This is a genomic window from Streptomyces sp. NPDC048197 (assembly GCF_043202395.1).
Classification (GTDB): Bacteria; Actinomycetota; Actinomycetes; order Streptomycetales; family Streptomycetaceae; genus Streptomyces; species Streptomyces siderophoricus.
The window spans coordinates 1-24,664 of sequence record NZ_JBIDAJ010000023.1; the positions used below are offsets into that span (position 1 = coordinate 1).

21 protein-coding genes and 4 pseudogenes are annotated in these 24,664 nt (G+C 69.9%); 11 read left to right on the top strand and 14 right to left on the bottom strand.

The window, feature by feature from the left end; genetic code table 11:
- Positions 1-880 (bottom strand): LysR family transcriptional regulator (locus ACGF4C_RS26500; RefSeq protein WP_393569306.1); only part of this gene is annotated, 880 nt, incomplete at its 3' end.
- Between the two features lie 71 nt (positions 881-951).
- On the opposite strand from ACGF4C_RS26500, the gene ACGF4C_RS26505 reads away from it, so the two are divergent.
- The 3 genes and pseudogenes from ACGF4C_RS26505 to ACGF4C_RS26515 all read left to right on the top strand — a co-directional run bounded on the left by ACGF4C_RS26505 (position 952) and on the right by ACGF4C_RS26515 (position 4,120).
- The gene (locus ACGF4C_RS26505; protein ID WP_393569307.1) at positions 952-1,908 is read left to right on the top strand and encodes an NAD-dependent epimerase/dehydratase family protein; all 957 of its coding nucleotides are present in this window, start codon (positions 952-954) and stop codon (positions 1,906-1,908) included.
- A 14-nt stretch (positions 1,909-1,922) separates the two neighbouring features.
- Positions 1,923-2,483: pseudogene (locus ACGF4C_RS26510) on the top strand (aldo/keto reductase); the annotation flags it as partial.
- A 239-nt stretch (positions 2,484-2,722) separates the two neighbouring features.
- Complete coding sequence (locus tag ACGF4C_RS26515; RefSeq protein ID WP_393569308.1) at positions 2,723-4,120, top strand: amino acid permease; 1,398 nt, start codon at positions 2,723-2,725, stop codon at positions 4,118-4,120.
- Positions 4,121-5,136: 1,016 nt separating this feature from the next.
- Here the strand turns inward: ACGF4C_RS26515 and ACGF4C_RS26520 are convergent.
- The gene (locus ACGF4C_RS26520; protein WP_393569309.1) at positions 5,137-5,706 is read right to left on the bottom strand and encodes a TetR/AcrR family transcriptional regulator; all 570 of its coding nucleotides are present in this window, start codon (positions 5,704-5,706) and stop codon (positions 5,137-5,139) included.
- An 86-nt stretch (positions 5,707-5,792) separates the two neighbouring features.
- Between ACGF4C_RS26520 and ACGF4C_RS26525 the strand changes: the two genes are divergently transcribed.
- Positions 5,793-6,644 (top strand): patatin-like phospholipase family protein, encoded by an 852-nt coding sequence (locus ACGF4C_RS26525; RefSeq protein ID WP_393569310.1) that lies wholly within the window; start codon positions 5,793-5,795, stop codon positions 6,642-6,644.
- A 445-nt stretch (positions 6,645-7,089) separates the two neighbouring features.
- Positions 7,090-8,364 (top strand): APC family permease, encoded by a 1,275-nt coding sequence (locus tag ACGF4C_RS26530; protein WP_393569311.1) that lies wholly within the window; start codon positions 7,090-7,092, stop codon positions 8,362-8,364.
- Positions 8,365-8,405: 41 nt separating this feature from the next.
- On the opposite strand, the gene ACGF4C_RS26535 is transcribed toward ACGF4C_RS26530, so the two are convergent.
- Both ACGF4C_RS26535 and ACGF4C_RS26540 read right to left on the bottom strand, forming a co-directional pair.
- The gene (locus tag ACGF4C_RS26535; RefSeq protein WP_393569312.1) at positions 8,406-8,528 is read right to left on the bottom strand and encodes a hypothetical protein; all 123 of its coding nucleotides are present in this window, start codon (positions 8,526-8,528) and stop codon (positions 8,406-8,408) included.
- A 303-nt stretch (positions 8,529-8,831) separates the two neighbouring features.
- Complete coding sequence (locus ACGF4C_RS26540) at positions 8,832-9,737, bottom strand: LysR family transcriptional regulator (RefSeq protein WP_393569313.1); 906 nt, start codon at positions 9,735-9,737, stop codon at positions 8,832-8,834.
- Positions 9,738-9,860: 123 nt separating this feature from the next.
- On the opposite strand from ACGF4C_RS26540, the gene ACGF4C_RS26545 reads away from it, so the two are divergent.
- The 3 genes from ACGF4C_RS26545 (at position 9,861) to ACGF4C_RS26555 (ending at position 11,346) form a co-directional block, all read left to right on the top strand.
- Complete coding sequence (locus ACGF4C_RS26545; RefSeq protein WP_393569314.1) at positions 9,861-10,367, top strand: nuclear transport factor 2 family protein; 507 nt, start codon at positions 9,861-9,863, stop codon at positions 10,365-10,367.
- Between the two features lie 83 nt (positions 10,368-10,450).
- Positions 10,451-10,951, top strand: coding sequence for a cupin domain-containing protein (locus ACGF4C_RS26550; protein ID WP_393569315.1), 501 nt, complete (start codon positions 10,451-10,453; stop codon positions 10,949-10,951).
- Positions 10,948-11,346 (top strand): VOC family protein, encoded by a 399-nt coding sequence (locus ACGF4C_RS26555; protein ID WP_351531577.1) that lies wholly within the window; start codon positions 10,948-10,950, stop codon positions 11,344-11,346. The genes ACGF4C_RS26550 and ACGF4C_RS26555 overlap by 4 nt, the downstream gene beginning before the upstream one ends.
- A gap of 10 nt (positions 11,347-11,356) precedes the next feature.
- Here the strand turns inward: ACGF4C_RS26555 and ACGF4C_RS26560 are convergent.
- The 5 genes and pseudogenes from ACGF4C_RS26560 to ACGF4C_RS26580 form a co-directional block, all read right to left on the bottom strand.
- Positions 11,357-11,458, bottom strand: a pseudogene (locus tag ACGF4C_RS26560) (Tn3 family transposase); the annotation flags it as partial.
- Between the two features lie 311 nt (positions 11,459-11,769).
- A complete protein-coding gene (locus tag ACGF4C_RS26565) occupies positions 11,770-12,063 on the bottom strand; it encodes a hypothetical protein (protein ID WP_393569316.1) in 294 nt (97 codons plus the stop codon).
- Between the two features lie 460 nt (positions 12,064-12,523).
- Complete coding sequence (locus ACGF4C_RS26570) at positions 12,524-13,462, bottom strand: sigma-70 family RNA polymerase sigma factor (protein ID WP_393569317.1); 939 nt, start codon at positions 13,460-13,462, stop codon at positions 12,524-12,526.
- Between the two features lie 10 nt (positions 13,463-13,472).
- Complete coding sequence (locus tag ACGF4C_RS26575; RefSeq protein WP_393569318.1) at positions 13,473-14,663, bottom strand: NAD(P)/FAD-dependent oxidoreductase; 1,191 nt, start codon at positions 14,661-14,663, stop codon at positions 13,473-13,475.
- 379 nt (positions 14,664-15,042) lie between these two features.
- On the bottom strand, positions 15,043-15,492 hold the full coding sequence (locus ACGF4C_RS26580; RefSeq protein ID WP_393569319.1) for a MarR family winged helix-turn-helix transcriptional regulator: 450 nt from the start codon (positions 15,490-15,492) through the stop codon (positions 15,043-15,045).
- A 101-nt stretch (positions 15,493-15,593) separates the two neighbouring features.
- Between ACGF4C_RS26580 and ACGF4C_RS26585 the strand changes: the two genes are divergently transcribed.
- On the top strand, positions 15,594-15,998 hold the full coding sequence (locus tag ACGF4C_RS26585) for a nuclear transport factor 2 family protein (protein ID WP_393569320.1): 405 nt from the start codon (positions 15,594-15,596) through the stop codon (positions 15,996-15,998).
- 101 nt (positions 15,999-16,099) lie between these two features.
- The gene (locus ACGF4C_RS26590) at positions 16,100-17,653 is read left to right on the top strand and encodes an FAD-dependent monooxygenase (protein WP_393569321.1); all 1,554 of its coding nucleotides are present in this window, start codon (positions 16,100-16,102) and stop codon (positions 17,651-17,653) included.
- Here ACGF4C_RS26590 and ACGF4C_RS26595 read toward each other — a convergent pair.
- From ACGF4C_RS26595 to ACGF4C_RS26610, 4 genes and pseudogenes are all read right to left on the bottom strand, one after another.
- Entirely contained in the window at positions 17,650-18,528 is an 879-nt protein-coding gene (locus tag ACGF4C_RS26595) for a GNAT family N-acetyltransferase (protein WP_393569322.1), read from the bottom strand. The genes ACGF4C_RS26590 and ACGF4C_RS26595 overlap by 4 nt on opposite strands.
- Positions 18,529-19,634: 1,106 nt before the next feature.
- The gene (locus ACGF4C_RS26600; RefSeq protein ID WP_393569323.1) at positions 19,635-20,372 is read right to left on the bottom strand and encodes a polysaccharide deacetylase family protein; all 738 of its coding nucleotides are present in this window, start codon (positions 20,370-20,372) and stop codon (positions 19,635-19,637) included.
- A gap of 216 nt (positions 20,373-20,588) precedes the next feature.
- A complete protein-coding gene (locus ACGF4C_RS26605; RefSeq protein ID WP_393569324.1) occupies positions 20,589-21,101 on the bottom strand; it encodes an HAD domain-containing protein in 513 nt (170 codons plus the stop codon).
- Positions 21,098-22,302 (bottom strand): annotated as a pseudogene (locus ACGF4C_RS26610) (IS256 family transposase). Before ACGF4C_RS26610 ends, ACGF4C_RS26605 begins: the two are co-directional and overlap by 4 nt.
- Before the next feature lie 311 nt (positions 22,303-22,613).
- On the opposite strand from ACGF4C_RS26610, the gene ACGF4C_RS26615 reads away from it, so the two are divergent.
- The gene (locus tag ACGF4C_RS26615; RefSeq protein WP_393569325.1) at positions 22,614-23,135 is read left to right on the top strand and encodes a hypothetical protein; all 522 of its coding nucleotides are present in this window, start codon (positions 22,614-22,616) and stop codon (positions 23,133-23,135) included.
- A 64-nt stretch (positions 23,136-23,199) separates the two neighbouring features.
- Here ACGF4C_RS26615 and ACGF4C_RS26620 read toward each other — a convergent pair.
- Positions 23,200-23,875 (bottom strand): annotated as a pseudogene (locus tag ACGF4C_RS26620) (IS5 family transposase); the annotation flags it as partial.
- Positions 23,876-24,664 lie beyond the last annotated feature (789 nt).

Sequence of the window (24,664 nt, forward strand, 5' to 3'; positions counted from 1 at the left end):
CCTGGAGGGCCTGTATCAGTGTCCTGACCTGGGGGTGGCTGCGGCGGGGGATCGTGGCAACGCCGAGGTGCCGGGTGGGAGCCGGCGGAGCGATCGGGACGGTGCGCAGACCCGCTATCTGCGGGGTCTGCGCGATGGAGGGGATCAGCGAGATTCCCATGCCCGCAGCGACGAGCGAGCGGGCGAAGAAGTAGTCCGTCGTCGTGCCACGCACCTCCGGGTCGAAGCCGGCGCGCTCGGCGTAGCGGCGCAGGTAGGTCTCGGTCTTGAGGCAGCCGAGTACCCAGGGTTCGGCTGCCAGCTCAACGATGTCGAGTGTCTCGCGGCCGGCCAGGGGGTGGGTGTCGGGCAGGACGACGTGCAGGGGGTCTTCCATGAGGGCAGTCCACGCAAGGCTGGAGCTTTGACCGGGCCGGCCGGGCAGCGGGCCGTCGAAGTGGTAGGCGAGTGCGAGGTCTACGGCGCCCTGGCGGACCAGGGGCAGGCTGTCTTCGGGCTCGCTCTCCCTGAGGTGGACCACGGTGTCGGGATGAGCGGTGGTGAGGCGGGCGAGTGCCTGAGGGAGGAGGAGCCTGCCGCCGCTGGTGAAGGTGGCGATGGTGAGCTGGGTCCGGCCGCTGCCGAGCCGGTCGACCTGCTGTTGGGCATGTTCGAGCTCCGCGGCGACCGACTCTGCGGCCCCGACCATGATGCGGCCGGCCGGGGTGAGGGTGACTCCGCGGGTGCTGCGCGCCACGACCTGGGCACCGAGGCTGCGTTCCAGTGCCGCGATGTGCTGGGACACGGCTGAGGGGGTGAGGCGGAGGGCTGCCGCGGCCTGGTTGAAGCTGCCGTGTTGCGCCACCGTTCGCAGGACACGCAACCGCTGCACATCGATCATCAGTATTCCTTAACACGTATTCAGAAAGCAGGCACTTCTGCTGCTGACGGTAGATCCCCAGGATGGGGGGCGTGCAAAAGATCTGTGTCATCGGCGGAAGCCGGTACTTCGGCAAGCTCCTGGTCCAGCGCCTACAGGCCACCGGCCATCTGGTCACGGTGATCAACCGCGGCTCGACCCCGCCGTCTTCCGGGGTCGAGCACCTCGTCGTCGACCGCAACGACGAGGCCGCCCTGATCGCTGCGCTCGGCTCCCGCACCTTCGACGTGGTCGTCGACCAGGTCTGCTACACCCCCGTGCAGGCGGCGATCGCCGCCCGCGCCTTCAGCAGCCGCACCCGGCGCTACGTCATGACCTCCACCATCGAGGTCTACGACCCGGCGACCGCCGCCCTGCCGACCGTCCCACCCGGCACACCGGTGCCGGAGGAGGTCGTGGACCCGTCCACGTGGCTGGTGGCCATGGACCTGCCGTGGCACGACGCGGCGTACCTGGAGGCGCACTACGCCGAAGGCAAGCGCCAGGCGGAGGCCGTCTTCGCCCAGCAACACGGGTTCGCTTTCGCCGCCGTGCGCAGCGCCCACGTGCTCGGTGGCGGCGCGGCGGATTTCACCGGCCGGCTGGCGCACTACGTCGAGCGCGTCACCAAGGGCACGCGAATCACCGTGCACGCCGAGCCGCTGCCCACGGTCTTCATCCACTACGAGGAGCTGGTGGACCTGCTGCTGTGGGCGGCCACGCTCACCGACGTCACCGGCCCGGTCAACGCCTGCTCCGACGGTCCACTCGACGTTTACGACCTGGGTACTGTCATCGCCACACAGGCCGGCAGGAAAGCCGTGTACCACAGCGCCACCGCGGGCGAGCCGGCCTCGCCGTTCTCCTTCGACCGCCACTACGCCATGAGCAACGCCCGCGCGAAAGCACTGGGCTTCTCCTTCTCCCGCACCACCGACTGGCTCCCCGGTGCCGTCGCCGAATCCCTCGACGCATCCGCCCCCGCCACCTCCACCGCCTCCACCGCCTGAGGAACAGACACCCCATGCAGCACCGCACCCTCGCGAACACCACCGTCAGCGCCATCGGTCTGGGCGCCATGCCGCTGTCCATCGAGCACCGCCCGGACGAACAGCGAGCCATCGCCACCATCCACGCCGCCCTGGACGCCGGGGTCACGCTCATCGACACCGCCGACAGCTACCACTGGCACGCCGGCGAAGCCGGCCACAACGAACTCCTCATCGCCCGCGCCCTGGCCCGCTACGGCGGCGACACCTCCCACGTCCTCGTCGCCACCAAGGGCGGCCGCGGCCGCCCCGGCGACGGCAGCTGGACCGTCACCGCCACCCCCGCCCACCTCAAGCGCGCCGCTGAGGCTTCCCTCAAGCGCCTGGGCGTCGAGGCCATCGGCCTGTACCAGCTGCACAAGCCGGACCCGGCCGTGCCCTGGGCGGAGTCCGTGGGCGCGCTGCGCGAGCTGCTCGACTCCGGCACCATCCGCGCCGCCGGAATCTCCAACGTCACCACCGGCCAGATCCGCGAGGCGCAGGCGATCCTCGGCGACGGCCTCGTCTCCGTACAGAACCAGTACTCCCCCGCACTGCTCGAAGCGGCCCGCCAGATCCTCCTGCCACGAGTGCGCCCCCGCATGCCACGTCGTCAAGGAACAGCCCCGTAACGCCGCCCCCAGGACAAGCACGTACAACAAATTTGACGCGTCCTTGACGGGATTCTGATGGTCTGCTGGCGAAATCCTGACGTAGCGTTGTCATCGGTGTGCCGGGAAGTCTGGTCGGCGAATTCCTTCATCGTTTTCCTCCAAGAGGTCCGAGAGGTCTTCGCGTGCCGACCACCAACCAGGCCGCCGTCACATCAGCGGCCCCCATCGCCCTGAACGGACGCACACCGCGTCGTTCCGTCCTCTTCTTCGCGTTCGCCTTCGCGGTGATCGCCGATCCGGTGTCCTCCGTCGCCTATGCGATCGAGGCGGCGCTGCGGGCTCTGCACGGGGACCTGGCGCTGCTGCTGCCCACCATGAGTCTGGTGATCGGGCTCGTCGTCGTGGTCACCGCGAACTACTGGCAGCTGGTGCGCCGTTTCCCCAAGGGCGGGGGCGCGGCCGCGGCCTCGGCCCGGGCCTTCGGGGCACGGTGGACGTTCCTTCCCATCGGCGCGCTGGTGGTCGACTTCGTGCTGACCATCGGCATCTCCATCGCCGCCGCAGCCAGCGCGGTGATCGCCCTCTTCCCGGGGCTGGCCCCCCTGCGCATCCCGCTGGCACTGGTCCTGCTGCTCGTGGTGGCCGGGCTGACCTGGTTCGGGCACGGCGGCAGACTGCTGTTCGCCGTCATGACCGTGGCGTTCGTGGTGATCTCCGTAGCGGTCCTGGTGCTGGGGTTCGCCGCGCCTCACGCCTCGGGGCACGCGGTGTCGACCGCCAACCCGGGGCACTCTGCCATGCTCGCGGTGGTCCTGGCCTTCCCCGTGGCGATGGCCCTGGCCACCGGTGTCGAGGCGCCGTCGACCGCGATCGCCCAGCTCGGCCAGCTCGATGACACCCACCGCCGCCGCTTCGGCCGCGGCACCCTCGCCCTGCTGGTGGTGATCGTCGGCGGTCTCACCCTGGCGCTCACCGCGCTCGCGGTCCGACTGCACATAGGCATCCCCGGCGCCGACTCCACCCAGGTCGCGGACATCGCGCACGCTGCGGCCGGGCCGGGTTGGCTGTACGGCGCCTTCCAGCTCGCCAGCTCGCTGTTGCTGCTTGCGGCCGCCAGTTCCTCCTTCCAGGCCGGCCCCGGCCTGCTGAAGGCCCTGGCCGGCACCGCCGAGAAGCCGGGCGTACTGCCGCCGGTGCTCGGCCGTACCAACCGTCACCACACCCCGTACTGGTCGGTCGTCGTGTACCTGGCCGCGGCCGCGCTCATCATCGTCGCGGCGGCCGGCCAGGAACAGGAGCTGGTCCTCTTCTACGCAGTCGCCGTATTCGTCAGCTTCCTGGTCGGCCTGCTCGCGATGACCAGCTTCGCCCGCCGCGAAGGCAAGCCCGCCCTGGCCTGGATCAACGGGACCGCCGCGGGCGCCGTGGCCTTCACCCTCGTGGTCAACCTGCTGCGCGGCTGGCCCGTGCTATCCATGGTGGCGTCCCTTCTCATCGCCGCCGGGTTGTACCTCCGCTGGCACCGCGCCGGACGACCCACCGGCATCGAGGATGTCGAGGCCCAGGCAGAGGCCGCCTGACCGCCGGCGAAGAATGATCTCCTGGCCGTGGGATCGTCGAGCCCACGCCCAGGAGGCGCTACGAAGGCGGAGTCAGCCGGTCCTTCCACCCCATGGTGTGTCGGCACGCGCCCACTCCACGGCCCATTGCTTCAGGCGGTGTCGCTGCAGCAGGGCCCGCAGAGCCCGGGTACCGGCCCACACCACGCCACCGGCCGCCGCCGTTGCTCCCGCGCCCGCCACACCGGCCCACAGCATCGCATCCGATCCATCCGGAGGCTGGGAGACCAGATCACCCTGGTGATTCGTCCAGCATCCGCGTACCTGCCGAAGCATGAGGGATCACGCTGGTCCAGCCGGTGCGTGTCCGACCGTCGGGCGCCTTCCAGCGGACCTCGGCCTTGGCTCGGTTACCGTCCCCGGTCCGTGTGTTCACTGTGTCCATGGCGTTCCCCATCAGCACCGCCACCACCTGACGGCGCCCGGACCGCTCCTCCTCGAAGCTCCGCTCCGCCATGACCGCGGTCACCAGGCCCCCGGCCGCGCCGCCCACCACTCCCAGGATCCACGCGACGAGCAGGAGCCACGCTTCGACGAGATCGCTCGTGCGCCGCAGAGGACTACGCCTGAAGCGCCACCACCACACACGAGGGCTTCCTCGGCGTCCGAATCTCTCTCCACCATCAGCCGACACCCCTTCGCGAGCACCAGCGCCTCACCCCCGTGTCCTGCTGATCCGTCGAGACAGCTCCACCGGGGTAGCACGAGAGTATGGACTGCACCGAGCTATCGGAAGTGGCTGATCACTGCGGGATGCGGCCCATCTCCTCGGTGAGGAACAAAGGGTCGCTGTCGAAGCCCCCTTCAGTTGATTGTCGGCTCAACCAAGGGGCGGGTGCGCCCGGGCGTGACGCGCGTTGACGGTTTTCGAGTGGTGGCGAGGGGTACTGCGGTGATCTTCCTGCCATCCGTGAACTACCGGAGACCCGCGGAAAGTTCAGCGCGGCAGCGGCCCTTCGGAGGGGCGGGCCGAGACGTCAGGGTGTGGGCGCCTGCAGGAGGGCGGCGAACTGCTCCAGGGCGAGATCGGTGCGCTCGCGTTCGCCGCTGGTGGTGAGGTCGAACAGCAGGCCTCGCATGACGGCCATGACGAGGGTGGGCGTGGCGGTGTCGTCGTTCCCGGTGGCGATGTCGGCGAAGACGGTGCGCAGTGGGCTGAACCAGTCAGTGACGGCCCCTGGCTGGTCCGGGTAGCGCTCGGGGTGGGCCAGCAGATCGGCGTGGACTTCGAAGAACAGTCGAACAAACGGGGCGCGTTCGGGCGCACTGAGCCACGTCCAGATCCCGCGCAGCCGCTCCTGGACGGTGGCGCCGCTCGGCGGCAGGCCGTGCATCAGGCGCTCAGCGCCACGCCGGCGCGCCTCGGCGAGAACTGCAGCCACCAACTCCTGCTTGCTGCCGAAGTCGTAAAGCAGCATCCGCGGACTGGTATCCAGTGCCACGGCCAGCGGACGAAGACTCAATCCGGCCAGCCCCTCCGCGAGGACGTAGTCGGTGGCACGCGCCAGAACGCGGTCACGCCGGCCGGAATCGGAGGGTCGTCCCACAGCACACCGTCCTCTCGTGCGACAACGCTGTGCACGTATATGACACAGGCGTTTCAATAAGGTGTTCCAATAACGGACGGAGAGCCATGGATACCGACGGCATGCACGACCTCGACCGGGCACTGGTCCTGGGGCCCGGCGGGCGCCTTGGCGCCGCATGGACGGCCGGACTGACGGTGGGCCTGCGCAGCTTCGGGGTTGACCTGGGTGAGGCCGACCTCATCGTGGGCACCTCAGCCGGGGCGATCGTCGCCGCAGTCATCGCCACCGGGCAGGACCCCGCCCGCCTCGCCACCGTCCCCGTCCGGCGCTCCGCCAACGCCTCGTCCGCGCCGCACCGCCCCGATCCGGCAGTAACCGGTGCGGTGTTCGCCGTCCTTGGCGACCCGGGCCTGGACCCTGCCGATGCCCGTCGCCGGGTAGGCCGCATCGCTTTGGAAACGGTCGACGCAGAGGCGGAGAACCAGTTGATCGCCCAGCGCGCCGCAATGATCGCCACCGACAGCTGGCCGCGACGCCCTCTGCTGATCACGGCCGTTGACGCCGAGAGCGGCGAGCCGATCGTGTGGGACGCCGCCGCGGGCGTCCCCCTGGTGCGCGCGGTCGCCGCGTCCAGCGCCTTCCCCGGAATTGAGCCCCCTGTCGCCGTCGACGGCCGCCGCTACCTGGACGGCGCCTTGCGAGCCGGCACCAACACCGACCTGGCGGGCGATGCCCGCACGGTGGTGGTGGTCGACCCGCTCGCCCACCGCCACCCACACCCCACGGCCCACGGCGCCCACATCCTGGCCCCCGATCCAGCCGCGGTGCGCCTCCTGGACGCCGAGCAGAGCGACCCCGAAGCGTGGCAGGCGGCCTACCAGGCGGGCGGGGCCCAGGCCAGCGCGGCAGCCGAGGGACTACGCACACACTGGCGGCCTACCTCGGCCCGCGGCTGAAAGGTTCCGAGCCCTCGGTCGGTGGGGGTCTTCACCTTCCAGCTCGGCGCGGAGCTGGGGGACGAGCACGAAGCCCGGGGTGTGGTACTTCGGGGCGACCTTGCCGCCGCGGCTGCGACAGGTGCTTCCGGCGGGCACCTCACACGTCGGACAATCGAACTGGTCGACGACGGCGGCCGGTTCGGCGAACTGGGGCACCTCGCGGAACCTATCGCGAGGGGCATGGTGCGAAAGCTGTTTGCGAGAGGTGGTGAGAACGAGGATCAGGGGCAAACTGGACACGTTCGGGCAGGGGTCTCCGGTCTCTCAGAACTACTCAATTCTGCGAGCACGGACTGTGCACTCATGGACTGGGGTTGCGGCCGGCGGTCCGGCCCGGCTCCCGTATCGTCTCCCGACATCGGAGTACGTCACGTACGCGACTGTGCCGCCGAGGGAGTGGGCCATGAGCAAGCCATCGGCCGCCGCCGGGATGCCGGACGAACTTCAGCGGCGGCTCGGGACGTCCGACGCCGTGGTGATCGGCCTGGGGTCGATGATCGGCGCGGGGATCTTCGCCGCCCTGGCTCCGGCCGCCCGCGCGGCCGGGTCCGGACTGCTGATCGGCCTGGCGGTCGCTGCCGTGGTCGCCTTCTGCAACGCCACCTCCTCGGCCCGGCTCGCGGCCCGCTACCCGGCCTCCGGCGGCACCTACGTCTACGGCCGTGAGCGTCTCGGCGACTTCTGGGGCTATTTGGCCGGGTGGTCCTTCGTGGTCGGAAAGACAGCCTCCTGCGCGGCGATGGCGCTCACGGTCGGCTCGTACGTCTGGCCGGGCCAGGCGCACGCGGTCGCGGTGGTCGCGGTGGTGGCGCTGACCGTGGTGAACTACGCCGGGGTGCAGAAGTCCGCGTTCCTGACCCGGGTGATCGTGGCCGTGGTCCTGGCGGTGCTCGCCTCGGTGGTGAGCGCCTCCCTCACCTCCGCCACGGCGGAGGTGGCCCGCCTCGACGCCGGCTCGGATGCCACGGCCGGCGGGGTGCTCCAGGCGGCGGGCCTGCTGTTCTTCGCGTTCGCCGGGTACGCGCGCATCGCCACCCTCGGCGAGGAGGTCCGCGACCCGGCGCGCACCATCCCCCGGGCCATCCCGGTCGCGCTGGGCATCACCCTGGTCGTCTACGCCGTCGTCGCCGTCGCGGTGCTGGCGGTCCTCGGCCCCGACGGGCTGGCGCAGACCGCGGCCCCGCTGTCGGATGCCGTCCGGGCGGCGGGCGTGGGCTGGCTGGCCCCCGTCGTGAGGGTGGGCGCCGCCGTGGCCGCCCTCGGCTCGCTGCTCGCGCTGATCCTCGGAGTCTCCCGCACCACCCTGGCGATGGCCCGGGACCGGCACCTGCCGCACGCCTTGGCCGCCGTCCACCCCCGGTTCAAGGTGCCGCACCGTGCCGAGCTGCTGGTGGGCGCCGTGGTCGCGGTGCTCGCCGCGACGGCGGACGTGCGCGGGGCGATCGGGTTTTCCTCCTTCGGCGTCCTGGCGTACTACGCCGTCGCCAACGCCTCTGCCTGGACGCTCACCGAGGACGAGGGACGGCCGAACCGGCTGCTCCCGGCCGTGGGGCTGGCCGGGTGCCTGGTGCTGGCCTTCGCCCTGCCCGGGTCCTCGGTGGTCTCGGGAGCTGTGGTGCTGGCCTTCGGCGCCGCCGCCTACGGACTTCACCGCGCCGTGACCGCCCGCAGGGCGTGACCCCGTGCGGCTGCCGCTACGGGGCGTCGTCGCCGAGGACTTCACGGGCCGGCTCTCAGTGCCCCGAGGTCCTCGGCCAGGGCCTGCTTCCCGGTGCCGGGGCTGATCTGGGAGCCCTGGCGGGCCAGTTCCTCGGCCATCCACGCGCCGTGGATCTCCTCCACGCGGACACCGCCGACCTGGCCCGCACCACAGCCGCGGCCGCCCTGTCGAACCGCCGCGACCTACTACGAGGACTTGGACACGCAAACCCGGACGCGCTCGACGACCGGCTGGTCGGCGCACTGGTGGCCGTGGGAGCAACTCGCCGTCTCCCTGCCCGACTGACGCAGCACACCCGCGTAGGGACCGGCACGAGTGCGGCGCCCTGAAAGCCGTCGCGGCCGGTTCAGGAACCGGCCGCCGACCGGCACAGCCGACGCCACTTGGCGGGCCCTGTTTGACGGCGTCCGGCCCGTCGGTGACGGTCAGGGGTTTGGCGCAGGTGCCTGCACCAGGTTGAGCGCTGCCTCGCTGAAGGCGCGAACGCGCGCCGTCGCACCGTCGGCAGGCCATACCAAGCCCCAGTCCACCGGGGCGGCATCCTCGAAGGGGACATAGACGACATCCGGGCGGGCGAAGTAGCGCCTTGTGTGGGCGCCGACGGCGAAGACCCCCTCACCGGCGCCCACGAGCGTCAGCGTCTCGTTGAACGTCATGGCCGACGGACCGAGTGCGATCGGTCTCCCGGCGGGGGTCCGGCGCGGCGCCCGGTCCTCGCGCAGGGATCCCGGCAGCGTGTCGGGAATCTGCAGCACGGTCACGCGAGCCAGATCTTCCACGGAGACGGTCTCCCGGCGGGCGAACGGATGCCCTGCAGGAACGGCGAGCATGCGTGCCTCCCGCACCAGGACCGGCCCCACGACCATGCCCTCTTCGTGCATCGGATAGCAGGTCAGCGCGATGTCCACCTCGCCGCTGCGCAGCCACGGCAGGACTTGCGGCAGGTGCGCCTCTTTGATCTGGACCTCGCAGTCGGCGTGCCGGGTGCGGAACGCCTGCTTGGCCCCGACCAACAGCTGGCCCGCCGCCGGCCCGGTGAAGGCGACCCGCAACAGCCCGGTCAGGCCCTTCCCGGCGTCGACGGCCCGCTCGAACGCGTCGGTGATCCGGGCCCAGGCGGGGCGTATCTCTTCATACAGCTGCCGCCCCGTCAGGGACAGCTCCACCCGGCGGCTGGTGCGGTTGAACAACGGGACGCCGATACGACGCTCCAGTTTGGCGATGGTCTGGCTGACCCGGGCAGTGGAGACATGCAGCCGCTCGGCGGTGCGGCCGAAGTGCAGCTCCTCGGCGAGCGTCAGGAACGCCTCCAGCTCGTGCCGCTCCAGCATCCCGCATCCTCCATCGTTAATCGAGGCTTCACGGTCGTTGCACAGGTGCGCATTGATGCCCTGTCCGGACCGCAGCAGGATCAGAGGCGTTGAAAAGCCGCCTCACCTGCACAGGAGAACATCATGTACGTCACCCGCGACCACGCCCTGACCGCCCCCGCGGACGACACCGCCGCGGCCGTCGCAGAACTCAGGGACCGGGCGGAGATCACCGACACGCTCTACCGCTTCGGCCTGGGCCAGGACCTGAAGGACAAGGAGCTGTTCGCCTCGGCCTTCGCCACTGACGCCGAGCTGGACTTCTGCCCGGCCGCCTCCAAGTGGGGGGCCAAGCCGCCGCTGATGTCCGGGCGCGACACCATCGTCACCACCATTCTGGAGATGTTCACCGGCCGGGTGGACACCACACACCAGATCACCAACACGCGGATCACCATCGATGGCAACACCGCCCGGCTCACGGCCCTGGTGGAAGCCCAGCACCTGCTCATCGCCGACCCCGCCACCCACGCGCTGCTGAAGAACCCCTACGACGTCGACCTGGTCCGCGACGGCGACCGCTGGGTCATCCGACGGCTTCGCATCGACAACGCCTGGTACACCGGCGACCCCACCGCGATCTTCGGTTGACACCCGCCCCACCGCACAAGGGCCTCATGGCCCGCTCGACTCCCTGCACAACTCCCCACCCCCTTGACCAGGAAGGACACGACATGAAGAGCACAGTGACCGGCGGACGGCCGGTACTGACCCGTCACGCCGAGGCGGAGACCTGTGCCGACCCCAGCAGTGTGATGACGCTGCTCGCCGACTCGGACAGCACCGCAGACGGCTTCACCAGCTACCGGTCCACGTTCGCCCAGGGCGCCGTGGGAGCACCCGCCCACTTCCACACCAAGGCGACGGAGCTGTTCTTCGTGATCAGCGGGTCCCTCCAGGTACTGGTGGGTGAGGAGGTCGCCGTCCTGGACGCAGGCGACTTCCTGGCCGTGCCGCCCCACACCCCGCACGCCTTCGCCGCGGCGCCGGGCTGTGAGGCGGACGTGCTGTTCGTGTTCACGCCGGGCATGGACCGGTTCGACTACCTGCGCCTGCTCGGCCGGGTGATGCGTGGCGAGGCCGACGCGAAGGAGATCGCCGCCTCCGCGGAGCGGTTCGACAACCACTACGTCGACAGCCCCGTCTGGCGGGCTGCCCTGGAGGTCTCGGCGTGATCGACTCCACCGTCCCGGTCCGGGTGGCCCGGCCCTCGCGGGACCTCGCCGCCGCCGAACGCTTCTACGTGGACGGCCTCGGCCTGGCCGTCCTGTGGCGCACGACCGAGCGCATGCCGGGCGAGCACGACCTGCTGATGGTCGGCCCGCCCGGCGCCGCCTGGCATTTCGAGCTGACGCACGATCCGGAGCGGCCGCTGGAGCCGACCCCGACGGTGGACGACCTGTTCGTCGTCTACCTCGGCAAGCCGGCGGACGAGTCCCTGATCGACCGCCTGGTCGCGGCCGGCGGTACCCGCGTTCCGGCGCACAACCCGTACTGGGACGAGCACGGTGTGACGATCACCGACCCGGACGGCTACCGCCTGGTGCTGTGCTCCCGCACCTGGGCCTGAGCTGCATGAACAGGCCCTGGTTGAGGTAGACGGCCTCGCGTACCCCGCACGGGATGAAGTACGTAAACAGCGCCATGCAGGTATCCGAGATGTGGTGGTAGGCGATGCCGCCCGGCTTGCAGGACCGGGCTGGCCATGGTCGTCGTACTGGCCAACCCGGGCGGGCGGACGATCCCCTGGACTCGCCGCACATGATCCTCTCGGCCATGTACGGCGACCTCACTCTCGAAGCTTTCCCTGGAGCCCGGAGGCGCACTCGGTGAGTTCCACAAGGTCGCCGGGCGCAACGGGAGACTACGGAAGGACCATGCGTACGTCAGCGCGGTCGCGGTCGTACGCCCGGAAGACCACGCGGCCCTCTGGGCCGCCCGATGGTTCGACCAGCATGGAAGACTTCGGTCCCGGTGACGCCGATGACGGCGATCAGGGAGTGAAGGCGAGGTTACCCAGGAGGGCGGAAAGCCAGCCGATGCTGCGCCCCATCTCTGCTGCGACGGCTTCCTCGACGCTGTGCGCGGTCAGCGCTTGGGTGAGCAGGCTGCGGGCGGTGCGTACTTCGGTGAAGAGGATGTGCGGTGGGTGTTTGCTGTAGTTCAGGGCGTAGTGCTCGACGGCGGCTTCGGCGAGTTCGGTGATCGCCCTGCTGCCGGCAGGGTCGGCCAGGAGAGCAAGGTGGAGGGATTCTCGGACGGCCGGCAGAGCAGCGGATGTAGTCATCACCACCACCTCTTTGCGTGCGGGTACCTCGCATACCTCGACATCGACTCGACCGGCCGTATCGGATCTTTGGCGTCGGCCCGAGCGTCTCACGGACATCATTGCCGCCGTGCGGGAGCCCGAGTTGCACCGGGCGTAGGTCTCACGGTCGAAAGCTGGGGGCATGCCGCCCCGGCTTCCCCTCCGCATTCGGTGCCCACGCTGGGCCGCCGCGACCGGTACCCACGAATGGACCGATCTGAGCAAGCTCGACATGCACTGCCCATCACCCGGACGTTGATCCGCGATCTGCTGCGGCAGTGCCGAGCGGGCGAGTGAGTTGGCCATCGGTGAACCCCACTGCATGGCCGAGGCTGATTCGGGAGACCGACGTGCTTCGTCCCCCGTGCTGCTGTGCAGCGCGGGGGACGAGGGGGGCGTCCTCGCTCCGAATCAGGTCACCGGATTCCGGTGCCTTGGATCACCATGCGTTGATGACCGGCGCGTCGGGTTCGTGCTGCCGCCAGGCCTCGTTGAGGCGAGTGAGCCGGTGCGCGGCGCCGATGCCGCGCAGGGACGCGACCTTGCCGTCGCTGACTTCGAACGCCACGGCGCCCACGACCCGGTCGTCGACCACGGCGACGACGGCCGGAGAGCCGTTGACCAGCACGATGTGCAGCGCGGTGGAGCCGCCGGCCAGCCGCCGCTTCGCCGGAGTGGGCTTGAAGCCGGCCCGCACGTAGGAGGCGATGCGCTCGCGCGTCTTGTACCGCAGCAGCCGCTTGGCCAGTCCGGCGCCGTCCGAGACCGCGGTCGCGTCGGCGGTGAGCATCGCCACCAGCCGTTCGGTGCGTCCCGATACGGCGGCGGTGAGGAATTCCTGGACGATCCGGCGCGCGGACGCGGGGTCCACCTCGTTGCCGCCGCGGCGCTCGGCGGTGACCCGGCGTCGGGCCCGGTGGACATGCTGCTGGCTCGCGGACTCGGTGATGTCGAGGATGCCGGCGATCTCGGCGTGGGGGTAGGAGAAGGCCTCGCGCAGGACGTAAGCGGCCCGCTCGACGGGTGAGAGGCGCTCCATGAGGGTCAGTACGGCCAAGGACACCGATTCGCGCTGCTCGAAGGTCTCGGCCGGGCCGAGCATCGGGTCGCCCTCGAGGAGTGGCTCGGGCAGCCAGTCTCCGACAGCGCGCTCGTGCCGCGCCTGCGCCGAGCGGAGCCGGTCGAGGCAGAGATTGGTGACGACCTTGGTCAGCCACGCCTCCGGCACCTCGATGTGTTCGCGGTCCGCGGCCTGCCAGCGCAGGAAGGTGTCCTGCACGGCATCCTCGGCGTCGGCGGCCGAGCCGAGCAGACGGTACGCGAGCGAGGCCAGCCGGCCCCGGCTGGCCTCGAACCGATCGAGGGCTGTGCTGTCCATGCAAAGGAGCCTATGCGGCGACCCTCACACCGGCCCGGTCGGGCCCGGTGGCCAGGCGGCGCCTGCGCTTGGGCATGCCGAAGGTCGGGTGGGCGACGCTCCACCCGGACCCCTTGAGCACACCCGACTTGAAGCGTACGGCGGTCCGGCCGCCCAGGTACCAGGACTTCGAGCGGACGTCCTCGCCCACCATCTGGACGATGGCGTCCCGCCGCCCGAGGCTGATGTGGTTGCCGTAGTACTTCAGCCCGGTGGTCGCTACCTTGCTGCCCGTCAGACGCGCGATGATCGCGGCGGTCGCCTGCATGCCGGTGAAGCCGGCCGAGGCGCAGGACATCGGCAGCGGCCGGCCGTTGTCGCCGATCGCGTAGGCGCAGTCACCGGCGGCGTAGACGTCCGGGTGCGAGACCGAGCGCATGGTGCGGTCGACGACGATCTGGCCGGTTTCGGCAACCTCCAGGCCGCTGGCGGCCGCGATGGGGTGCACGGCGAATCCGGCCGCCCACACCGTCACGTCGGCCGGGATGGACGTACCGTCGGCGGCGATCGCCTGTGTCGGCTCGACGGCTTCGATTCCGGTGTGCTCGTGGAGGGTGATGCCGAGCCGGTCGAAAGCCTGGCGCAGGTGGCGGCGGGCCTTCGGGGAGAGCCAGGCGCCCAGCTCGCCGCGGGCCGCGAGCGCCACCGAGAGGTCGGGGCGGGACTCGGCGAACTCAGTGGCGGTCTCGATGCCGGTCAGCCCCTCACCGACGACCAACACGGTGCCGCCCTCGCCCAGGCCGGCCAGCCGCTCGCGCAGACGCAGCGCCGAGGGCCGACCGGTCACATCGAAGGCGTACTCGGCCACGCCGGGAACGCCACGATGGGCCACGGAGCTGCCGAGCGCGTAGAAAAGCGTGTCGTAGGCGAGCTCACCGTCGCCCTGCTCGCCGGTCACCGCAACGGTCCTGCGCTCGGGATCGACACCGGTGACGCGTGCCAGGCGCAGCCGCACCCCGGTGCCTGCGAATACGTCGGCGAGCTTGCGGGCCGCGAAGTCCTGGCCGATCGCGAGCTGGTGGAGCCGCATCCGCTCGACGAAGTCGGGCTCAGCGTTGACGACGGTGATCTCGGTGTCGGCGGGCGAGAGCCGGCGGGCCAGGCTTCCGGCGGCAAAGGCCCCGGCGTATCCCGCGCCGAGTACGACGATGCGGTGCTTCATGGCGTTGCTCCTGTCTTGTTCGCGTGCCCCATGAACGAGACCGCGCACCGATTGCTGACAGGATCCGGATGTGACGCCGGTCACCGATCTCAGTCGACCGTCCACGGACACGCGGACATCCGGGTGAGCGGGCATGTGACTTCCGCGCTGGCGGACACGTCGGGTCCAGCAACGCGATGCCGGTCATACTCACGGATTCCTCTCGGGGGCCGCTGTTGGTGCGGCCGAAGTCGGCCCAGGCGGAAGCGCGGGCTGGACAGAGCGAGCCTCGTCAGCGATGGCTCGCACTGGAGTTCGCCGGGGGGGGGGCGGCGAGGGTCTGCACCATAAACTTCACGGTGGACAGCGGTTCCTGCCGCTCGCGCCTCGCGTGCCGGCGTCATGATTCCGCGAACGGGCTGGTGGTGACAAAGCGGTGGAGTTGGCGGGCGAAGCTCTGCGCCTCCTTGGGCGGCCAGGAGGCGAGGGATGCCTCGATGAGCGTGGCGAGGCGCTGCCGGGTGGTCTGCACCGCCTGGTGTCCGGTTTCGGTCAGGGCGAGCAGGGTGGCGCGGCGGTCGTCGGGGTCGGGTTCGCGGCACAGCAGACCGGCTTCCTCCAGGCGGGTGGCGCGGCGGGTGACGACGGAGCGGTCAAGACCGATCTCGCCCGCGAGGTTGGCAGCGTTGCGCGGGCCGGTCCGGGCGAGCCCGCTGAGGACGGGGTAGGTGGTTTCGTCCACCGCCTCGCCCAGGCCGTCGGTCAGGCGCGCGTACAGATGTGCCCGGGTGCCTCGCTTGAGCAGAGTTCCCAGGGCCTCGGCGATCTCGTGTCCTACATCCTCGGGCATGACCCGAGGTTAGCGTGCGCGACGCACGCAATCTGCAGTACGGTGCATATGCGTGCTCGACGCACGCACTTTCTGTCGAAACGCGACCCCAGAGGACCGTCATGACCACCGTCAGCACCCACACCGACGCCCGCGCCGCCCTCACCGACCTGCTCCTCACCCCGGGCCTCGACCTCGACGAGGCCGCCGACCGGCACTTCACCCCCGACTACCGCCAGCGCACCGACGGAAACTGGGCGGATCGCACCGAGTTCCTCGCCCACATAGCCCACCTGCGTACGGTCGTCGCCGGCGGCTCGGTCGAGGTGCACGACGAGCTCTCGTCCGGCGACCGCTACGCCGACCGCCACACGATGGAGGTCATCAAGACCGACGGCTCCACCGTCCGCATGGAGGTCTACCTCTTCGGCGAGTTCGCCCCCGACGGCCGCTTCCGCCGCATCGAGGAGACCACCCTCATGCTCGAAGGCGCCGACGCCGACCGGAACCTCGGCAGCGCCCGCTGAGCGGCACTGCCCATCTGACGCCACGAGGCTGCCCCTGGGCCGGCGCATCGACGCGCCGCCGTCGTGGCGCATCGTCCCAAAAGTGAGAGGAAGCGGTTGTCATGCTCGACGTGCTCATCGCCGGGGCCGGTCCGGTGGGGCTCTGGCTCGCCGCGGAGTTGCGCCTGCACGGGGTGGAGGTGACCGTCGTGGAGCGCCGGGCGGTACCGGACGGACGGTCGCGCGCGGTCGGCATGCAGGCCGGCACGCTGGACACCTTCGCCACCCGCGGCCTCGCGGAGCGGTTCATCGAACGCGGCACCCCGGTGCCGACCGGCCACTTCGGCGCGGCGACCACCCGGCTGGACTTCTCCACAGTCGGGGCGGTGCACCCGTTCATGCTGTCGCTCGGCCAGTCCGTCACCGAGCAGCTCCTGGAGGAACACGCACTCGCCGTGGGCGCCCGAGTCCTGCGTGGGGAGGAGGTCGTCTCGCTCACCCAGGGGCCGGACGCCGTCGAGGTGGTGATCCGGGCCGGCGGCACCCATCGGACCGTTCGGGCCCACTGGGTGGTGGGCTGCGACGGCACCCGCAGCGCCGTGCGCCAGGCAGCCGGCATCGACTTCCCCGGCCAGGACACCACCCTGACCGGCTGGCTCGCCGACGTCGAACTCGACGATCCGCCCACCGCGCCGCTCGCCGCCACCGGGCCGACCGGTTCGTTCCTGGCGGCCCCGATCGGCAACGGCGTCCACCGACTGGCGGGCCTGTCCACGGCCACCATGCACCACGGCACCGGCGAACCGCTGACCCTGGAGGAGGTGCGCGAGCAGACCCGGGCGCTCCTGGGACGGGACCTCGGCATCGGCAACCCCCGGTGGCTGTCGCGCTACGGCAACGCCACCCGCCAGGCCGCACGGTACCGGGCCGGACGGGTGCTGGTGGCCGGGGACGCGGCACACATGTTCTTCCCCGCAGGTGGGCAGGGCATGAACGTCGGCATCCAGGACGCCACCAACCTGGGCTGGAAGCTGGCCGCCACCCTCCAGGGCCGGGCCCCCGACGGACTGCTCGACAGCTACGACACAGAACGCCGCCCGGCCGCCCGCGCCGTCATCGAAAACACCCGCGCGCAGCTCGCCCTGTTCGCCGCGGCGAGCCCGGAGCAGATCGCACTGCGCGAGGTCTGGTCCGCCGCGCTCGCCGAACCGCGGACCAACCGACAGTGGGCCCGCCGGATCGCCGGCTTCGACGACCCGCACCCCGCCAACACCACACCCGGCGCGCACCCCCTCAACGGCACCCGACTGGCCGGCCTCGCCCTGGACGCGGCCGGCGTACCCACCGCCCACCCGCTGATGCACCACGGCCGGCCACTGCTGCTGGACCTCGGCAGGACCCCCACACCGTGTTCCGCGGACGGCCTGGAACAGCGGGCGGCCACCGTCAACACCGCCACGGCAGACCCAATCTGGCGGGACGTCACCGCAGTCCTCATCCGGCCGGACGCCCGGATCGCCTGGACCAGCACCGACACCGACCCGCAGCGCCGGGCCGCGGACTGCCTCACCGCCCTGCGCACCCAGTGCCCGCTGAACGCCGCTAGGCCGTGTATCGAAAGCGCGGACAGGCCGGGCGGGGTGATGCCCCGGTCCGGCCCGTCCGCTCTCTGCTAGAGGTCGAGCTGATGCTGGTGTGTCGTGTGTGTGGGCGTGTAGCCGAGACCGTCGTTGATCCGTCGCATGTGCGCGTTGCTGTCGGCGGTGTCGGTCAGGAGGCCACCGAGGTCCGGATAGTCCCTACGGGCCTGTCGGATCGACTCGGCCTTCATCCACCGGCCGAGGCCGTGACCACGGTGCTCGGACAGCACACCGGTGCCGTAGTGCTGGCCGTCACCTGCGCCGTTGCCGGGGATGACGAGTTCCGTGAACCCGGCGATCGAGCCGTTGGAGGTGTCAATGGCGACGACGGTGTGCAGATGGTCGCCGCGCTGTTCGACGGCCTTCGCCGCGGCCCGCACGCGGTCCACGTCCCAGGTCACGATGCCGTAGTCGGTGTCGTCCATGGGCATGTCGTCCATGGCGCGGCGGGAGGCGGCGAACGTCTGGGCGAGGTCGTCGGGGACGGTTCCCCTCCATGACATCAGCCGGTAGCCGGGATGCGGACGTTCGATGATCTCGGTGACGACGGCGGTGTCCACGTCGGCCAGCGGCAAGCAGGTGTACCTCAGGGCAAGGACCTTGCGGAAACCGCGCGCTGCCAGGAAGTGGTCGCCGGGCGATCCAGCTTCTGCCTGCGCGACGACGCAGCGTCGGGCGTTGTCCCGGGCGGTGGCCACGACGCTGTCGAGGAGCCGGGAGCCGACGCCCTTGCGGCGCTCCGCAGGATGAACACGGAGGTCGAGCTCGGCCAGGTGCTCTTGTCCGCCATCGAACAGTCGCAAAAAGGCCGCCCCGGCAGGGATGGAATCCGCGCCCGACGCCAGCCAGGCAAGACGCCGGCCGTGCGGCCCGTGAGCGGGGTCGGTCAGTGGGGTGATGCGAAGGGACAAGGTGTCTCCGTCGTGAGGAGGTGGCAAAGGTCAGTACGCGAGCTCAATTCCCGGGCACTCCTGCGCATGTGCTCCACACCTCCTCGTCGACAGCGCCGGCCTGCACCGATGCAGGCGGCTGGGCGAACCTAGCTGGCCAATCGGCTCCGGGGCAACGGGTTAACGACAAGGCAGTGCGCGTGTGTGGTCACAGCCACTCGTTGATGGCCGCGACGAGGACGGTCGCCTCATAGCGGACCGCGAGCTTGTCATAGCGCGTGCGACAGCACGGTGCCTCTTGAGGCGGTTGATCCCGCACTCGACCGCATGGCGCTCGCGGTAGTCAACCGGGTCAAAGCGCGGCGGCCGGCCGCCATGAGAGCCCAGCCTCTGACGGTTGCGTGCCTGGTCGGCCCTGTCCGGGATGGTGCAGCGGATCCCGCGGCGGCGGGCAGGTCGCGAAGGGTGCTCTCCGCGCAGGCGGAGGTGAACCGGGTCCAAACGCTCCTGGGTGCCGCGCGCTTACGTGCTCTCCGCGCGAGCGGAGGTGAACCGGGGACCCGCGAATCCCGGCCCGCCTGTGGCCGGTGCTGATCCGTGGAGTGCACGTCGCCGCCCGGCCGCACGCGGTGCTCGACCACCCGGCGCCGGGCGCGGAGCGGCGGCTGGAGGTTTATCGCCCTCAAGGTGGGGCCGTCACCGAGTAACGCCCGCTAGGACCGCGTCGCCTTCCCGCACGCGTCCCCGGAGGACTCGCCCCGCCCGACTGGCAGACTGCGGTCGTACGGATCGATCTGCGTGCCGGCCCCGTCCGCCTGGCGATCCGTGCCGAAGAGCGGGGTGAACCCTGGCAGTCCAGCTCGCAGACGCGCCGGTGTCGTAGTCGGCCCGAATTCTCTGGGCTCTCACGCCTGAGGCGTGACGTCGCACCCCCGTCGTTGGGGCCCTACGGCAGGTTCTCAGGGGGTGTGGCTCTGCGGTTAAGCGTGCTGCCGGTGAGACGCAGGCCCGCAGCACACTCCACCGCGCACCTCCACCCTGGTTTCCCCGGCCGCCCCGCGCGTCGAGCGCGGAAAGAGGTCTTGGGAGTGCGCCCGGCCCCAACGGTGCCTGAAAGCGCCCGACCATCACCGGCTCCCGAGGTGATGGATCGCCCGTGGGAGGAGAGTACGGAGGTCGACGACGCGGTATCCACGGGCGGCGATTGCATCGAGGATCCGTGGCAGGGCCTGGGCGTCGATCACGTCCGTGCCGCCCTCGCGGTCGCCGACGTGCATCTGCAGGATCGCCCCAGGGCGCAGGGCGTCAAGGGCCCTGCGCACCGCGCCGTCGACGCTCATGCCGCCCCCGAGGCCCATCCACCCGTTGGTGTCCGTGGTGAACTCGATGTCCGCGAAGCCGTACCCGTTGACCTCGCTGATCAGGGCAGGAGTGGTCTCGCTGTAGGGGAACCGGAAGAACGGGGTCAGGGCCCGTCCTGCACCGGCCGCGCGCAGGGCCCGGTCCGCTGCCCGGACCTCGCGACGCACCCCTGCCGCTGTCAGGTCCTTGAAGTGGGGGTGGCTGTAGGAGTGGTTGCCCAACCCGTACCCGCCGGTCGCGATCCTCTTCACGACCTGCGGGTAGCGGTCGGCGAAATCGCCAGTCAGGAAGAACGTGGCCGGCGTATGCCGACGGTCGAGCCCACCGAGGACGCGGTCCAGGCCTGCGTCGTTCCAGGCCGCGTTGAACGTCACCGCGACCACCTGCTCGCGCGTACGGATCAGCCGGTTCTCCGATCCGAACAGCGCCCGCAGACCGTCCCCGTCCGCAGTCGCCGCCAGGCACGGCGAAAAGGTGGCCGCGGCCGCCACAGTTGGGGCCACGGGCACCGCCACCCACAGGACAGCCAAGCCCCCGGTAACCATCCCGGACAGACAGCGATACAGAAGACAGCGAGCGGCGACGAGACAACGCGTTTCCATGCCAGCGCCATCGGCCGACCGGTACCCGCCCTTGAGCCCTCTTCTGACCCCCGGTCCATCCCAGGCAAGAACCCGGAAGAGATCTCGCGGCCAGGAGTAACTGTCAAATCCTGTGGATCATCGCGGAGAACCTGAAGCCAGCTGTAGCCATTGATCGAGGACTGCGAAGTCCTGGTGGGTGAGGCCGCGGGACGACGCGACATGATGGAGGATCGCCTGTGCGGGGTGGTGGGTGGATACCCAGTCTCGGTCGGCGTCGGTGATCTCGTCGTCGACCCAGGCGAACGGGCGTCCGTCCGCCCACGCGACGAGGGTTCGGGTCTTCCAGTGGAGCCCGAACCACTGGTCTTCGTGTTCGTGGGCGGCTGAGGGCTCTGGCCAGTTCACGACCTGCAGCTGCGGCAGGCCGAGCCGCGGTGCCAGCTCGAAATTGGCCTCTTCTTCCCAGGTGGTGGCCCAGACCAGGTCGCACGGCAGCGCCGCGAGCCGCGGCCCGATCTGCGGGTCGAGCCGCGCCAGATGCGAGTTCGATGCGGTGCCCGCCAGAACGCGCTGCGGGCCGTCACCGAACGGCAGGAGCGGCCCGTCGACGTCCAGGAAGAGCAGTGGACGGTTCCCGTGCCTGGTCATGCTGCGCTCACCTCGGGACGCTCGACGAGGTAGCCGCTCTGGAATGTGGCGCCGTTGCGGACGAGGGCGACGAGGTGTGGTGCGGTGATCGCGCGCCAGCGGGCCTGGGCGGACTCGGCGAGCTTGAACACCATGGCCAGGGCCGCTGCGGGGCTGCCAGCTCTGCGGGTGACCCGGGTCCTCAACTTGACGGAGCTGAAGGTGGATTCGATCGGGTTCGTCGTCCTGAGGTGGACCCAGTGTTCGACGGGGAAGCCGTAGAACGCCAGGAGTTCATCGGTCTCGTCGGTGACCTTCTTCACCGCCTTGGGCCACTTCGCGCCGTAGGCGCGATCGAAGTCCTTGACCGCCTTCTCGGCGTGGTCACGGTCTTCGGCGTTGTAGATCTCCTGCAATGCCTTCTTCGCTCCGGGCTGGGCCGACTTCGACAGGGCGTTGACCAGGTTCCGGGTTTTGTGAACCCAGCACCTTTGGTGCCTGGCCTGCGGAAACACCTCCGTAAGAGCCCGCCATAGGCCCATCGCGCCGTCACCGACCACGAGCTCGGGGGCTCGCATGCCGCGCCGTCGGCAGTCACGTAGCAGGTCGGCCCAGGACTCGGTGGACTCGCGCAGCCTTTGGCGAGCGCGACGAGCTCCTTGCGGCCGTCGGCGCGCACTTCCATGAGGACCAGGACGCAAAAGCGGGCCTGGCCGAGGCGGATCTTGGGGTGAACCCCGTCGGCCCACATATAGACGTAGTCGGATTCCGACAGGTCGCGGGCTTGGAAGACGGCGTGGTCGTCACTCCATTGCTTGGTCAGCCGGGTCACGGTGGCCGGCGAGAGCCCGGCTGGGCTGCCGAGGAACTGTTCCATGGCGGGCACGAAGTCGCCGGAGGACAGTCCGTGCAGGTAGAGCAGGGGAAGGACCTCGCTGATCTTCGGGGACTTCCGGCACCAGGGAGCCAGGATCTTCGACGAGAACCGTTCGCGCTCACCCCTGGCGGCGTCGACGCGCTTGTCGTTCACGCGCGGCGCCTTGACCGGGACCGGGCCGGCAGCCGTGGTCACGGTGCGCTCGCGGTGGTGGCTGTTGCGGGCCACCAGCCGGCGACCGGCTTCGTCACGCTGGTCGGCCAACTCGGCTATGTACTGGTTGGCTTCGGCTTCCAGGGCCGCGGCGAGCATCCGCCGGGCGCCCTCGCGGACGATGTCGTCCATCAGGGAGCCGGTCTCGGTGGTTCCGTCGTTGTTGCCTACGCTGAGCACGGGCGTGCCTTCCCGACCCGCGCGCCAACGCGGACCTACGCGATGACCAGAAGTCGATCACTCGGGAAGGTACGCCCTCTGCGTTCCGCGAGGCACCCCTGCCGAGGCCGATCCACAGGTCTTGAGCATTGCTCTCCGGCTCATTGACGGCACGGACAACGAAACCGGCGGCCGTCGACTCAACTCCGTGTACACCGCGAACCGGATCCTTCGACGGCGATCCCTCCTTCGTAAATATTACGAGCTAACCCAAGGAAGACACTGTGGCGCTGCTCGCCGAACACACCGTTAAAGCCCGACCCGCACACGGTCTCGTGGAGGTCTACGACGCCGACGCCTACCTCGACGACAGCACCGCAGCCGAGGCATCACGCCAGCAGGTGGTAGCCGGCAACGGCCACCACCTGTACCTGCACAGCCTGCAACCCGACATCAAGGTCGACGTCACCATCCGCATCTGGGATCAGCCACAAGCACCACCCAAGGACTCCGAGGGCTCCACCCCCGTGACCATCGAGTCCGCCACCGCCTGCCTGGTCATCAACCAACTCACCTTCGGTCCCGCAGGAACCATGGATCTCCCCCGCCCCGGGGTCTACGAAGGCCACGCCTGGTGGACCGGCCGAAACGCCACACGCAACTACTACAACCGCACCCTGACCGAGCACACCGAGCCAGAAAGCCTCAAACGCGCCTGGCAGAACAACGCCACCCCTGAGCGCTACTACCTCGACCTCCACCGCACACAAGACGTCCCCCCGGACGACGAAGACAGTGCCTGTTAGCCCAACTGCGGAGGGTGTGCGATGAAGTTGTAAGCCTTGCCTCGGGCCTACTACGACCTCAGGTCACGACCCATCGCTTGGTCCCCAGCCCGGAGCCATGCTCAGTGCCGCGCCGGGCGATGCCGGGCTTGAGCCCAGACCTGGCGGCGGTTGCAGTCGTGGTCATAGCCTCGGTCGGCATAGACCTCCTCTGGTCGCTTGCGGGGCCGGCCACGCTTGCCGCGGATGGACGGGATCGCTTCCAACAGCGGCATCAGCTGGGTGCGGTCATGACGGTTGCCGCCAGTCAGCGTCACCGCCAGCGGGATGCCGCTGGCGTCGCAGATGACGTGGTGCTTGGAGCTCCGCCGGCCCCGGTCGACCGGGCTCCCTCCGGTTTTGGGCCGCCCTTGAGCGCCCGGACGTGGGAGCTGTCGATCACCGCCCGCGACAGGTCCAGACGGTCGATGACCCGCAGTTCGTCCAGCAGCACCTCATGCAGCGCTGCATGACCCCGGCCTTGTTCCAGTCCCGCAGCCGCCGCCAGCAGGTCATCACGAGCCCAGCCCAAGCTCACCAGGCAGCCACTCCCACCGGATGCCGGTGCAGAGGCCGAACAAGGTGCCGCACAGGACCTTGCGGTCCTCCAGTGCCTTCTTCCGCCCCAGCCGCCGACCATCAGGTGACGAGGGCAGCAACGGCTCAATTCTCGGCCACAACTCAGCGTCAACCAACCACTGTTGAGGGTTCCGCTTGCCCATACCAACCACCGACGCATGAGATGTCCGTTCTCAGATCCTCAGGATCCAGCGTCTCGTGTGTCCAAGATCAGGGGTCAAGGCCCCTGCCTGCCCTCGCCCTTGACCTCCACCCCCGTAGGTCAATCCGGTGAAGCAGCGCATTACCCCGTTGGAAGCGCACCGCACCTACGGGTTCCGGGCTGTTGACATTGGTATCCGCCAATCTCCGTGGAGACAACCCGCACGACATTGGGTGACGCCCGTCGGCTCCGCGGGGTCTCCCCCGCACGTCATGACGATGAGACGGCGCGCGGCGAACTCGCGGCCGGCAGCATCGAGTGTTGATCCTGGCGGCCCTGACCAGCGCGGGGATACACGCCGGCCCGCCACCAAGGGCCTCTCGAAGTCACCCGCTCCGCCATCCACTTGAGGCCACTGTCGGTACCGCATTCGGAAACGATCAGTACCCCACCCCTCACAGCGCACAGTTGCCGATGATTGGCAAGTACCCGAAGGCTATGGCTCGATTTGTCGCCCGTGATCCTTCACACGTTTCCCGCAGTTATGGACAAAAAGTAGTAGGAATGGAGAGGAAGTTCCCTACTCGAGGAGACATCGATGACCAAGGTTTCCGTAGCACCCAAGAGCGGGACGCACGCGGCCCCTCGGCCGAAGCGGATTGGATTCTCCGTGGAGACAGTGAAGACGGCCCAGGTCAAGAGCGTGCCGAACCTCGAGGTCGACCAGAAGGACGTGTAAGGGCAGGGGTCAAGTCACTGTCCTGACCCGCCCGGTGGCTCCTGGAGTCAC

Coding starts and splice junctions, on each gene's coding strand:
- ACGF4C_RS26525 (WP_393569310.1), top strand. CDS start 5,793: ATGGATACCGACGGCATGCACGACCTCGACCGGGCACTGGTCCTGGGG.
- ACGF4C_RS26530 (WP_393569311.1), top strand. CDS start 7,090: ATGAGCAAGCCATCGGCCGCCGCCGGGATGCCGGACGAACTTCAGCGG.
- ACGF4C_RS26540 (WP_393569313.1), bottom strand. CDS start 9,737: ATGCTGGAGCGGCACGAGCTGGAGGCGTTCCTGACGCTCGCCGAGGAG.
- ACGF4C_RS26545 (WP_393569314.1), top strand. CDS start 9,861: ATGTACGTCACCCGCGACCACGCCCTGACCGCCCCCGCGGACGACACC.
- ACGF4C_RS26550 (WP_393569315.1), top strand. CDS start 10,451: ATGAAGAGCACAGTGACCGGCGGACGGCCGGTACTGACCCGTCACGCC.
- ACGF4C_RS26565 (WP_393569316.1), bottom strand. CDS start 12,063: ATGACTACATCCGCTGCTCTGCCGGCCGTCCGAGAATCCCTCCACCTT.
- ACGF4C_RS26570 (WP_393569317.1), bottom strand. CDS start 13,462: ATGGACAGCACAGCCCTCGATCGGTTCGAGGCCAGCCGGGGCCGGCTG.
- ACGF4C_RS26575 (WP_393569318.1), bottom strand. CDS start 14,663: ATGAAGCACCGCATCGTCGTACTCGGCGCGGGATACGCCGGGGCCTTT.
- ACGF4C_RS26580 (WP_393569319.1), bottom strand. CDS start 15,492: ATGCCCGAGGATGTAGGACACGAGATCGCCGAGGCCCTGGGAACTCTG.
- ACGF4C_RS26585 (WP_393569320.1), top strand. CDS start 15,594: ATGACCACCGTCAGCACCCACACCGACGCCCGCGCCGCCCTCACCGAC.
- ACGF4C_RS26590 (WP_393569321.1), top strand. CDS start 16,100: ATGCTCGACGTGCTCATCGCCGGGGCCGGTCCGGTGGGGCTCTGGCTC.
- ACGF4C_RS26605 (WP_393569324.1), bottom strand. CDS start 21,101: ATGACCAGGCACGGGAACCGTCCACTGCTCTTCCTGGACGTCGACGGG.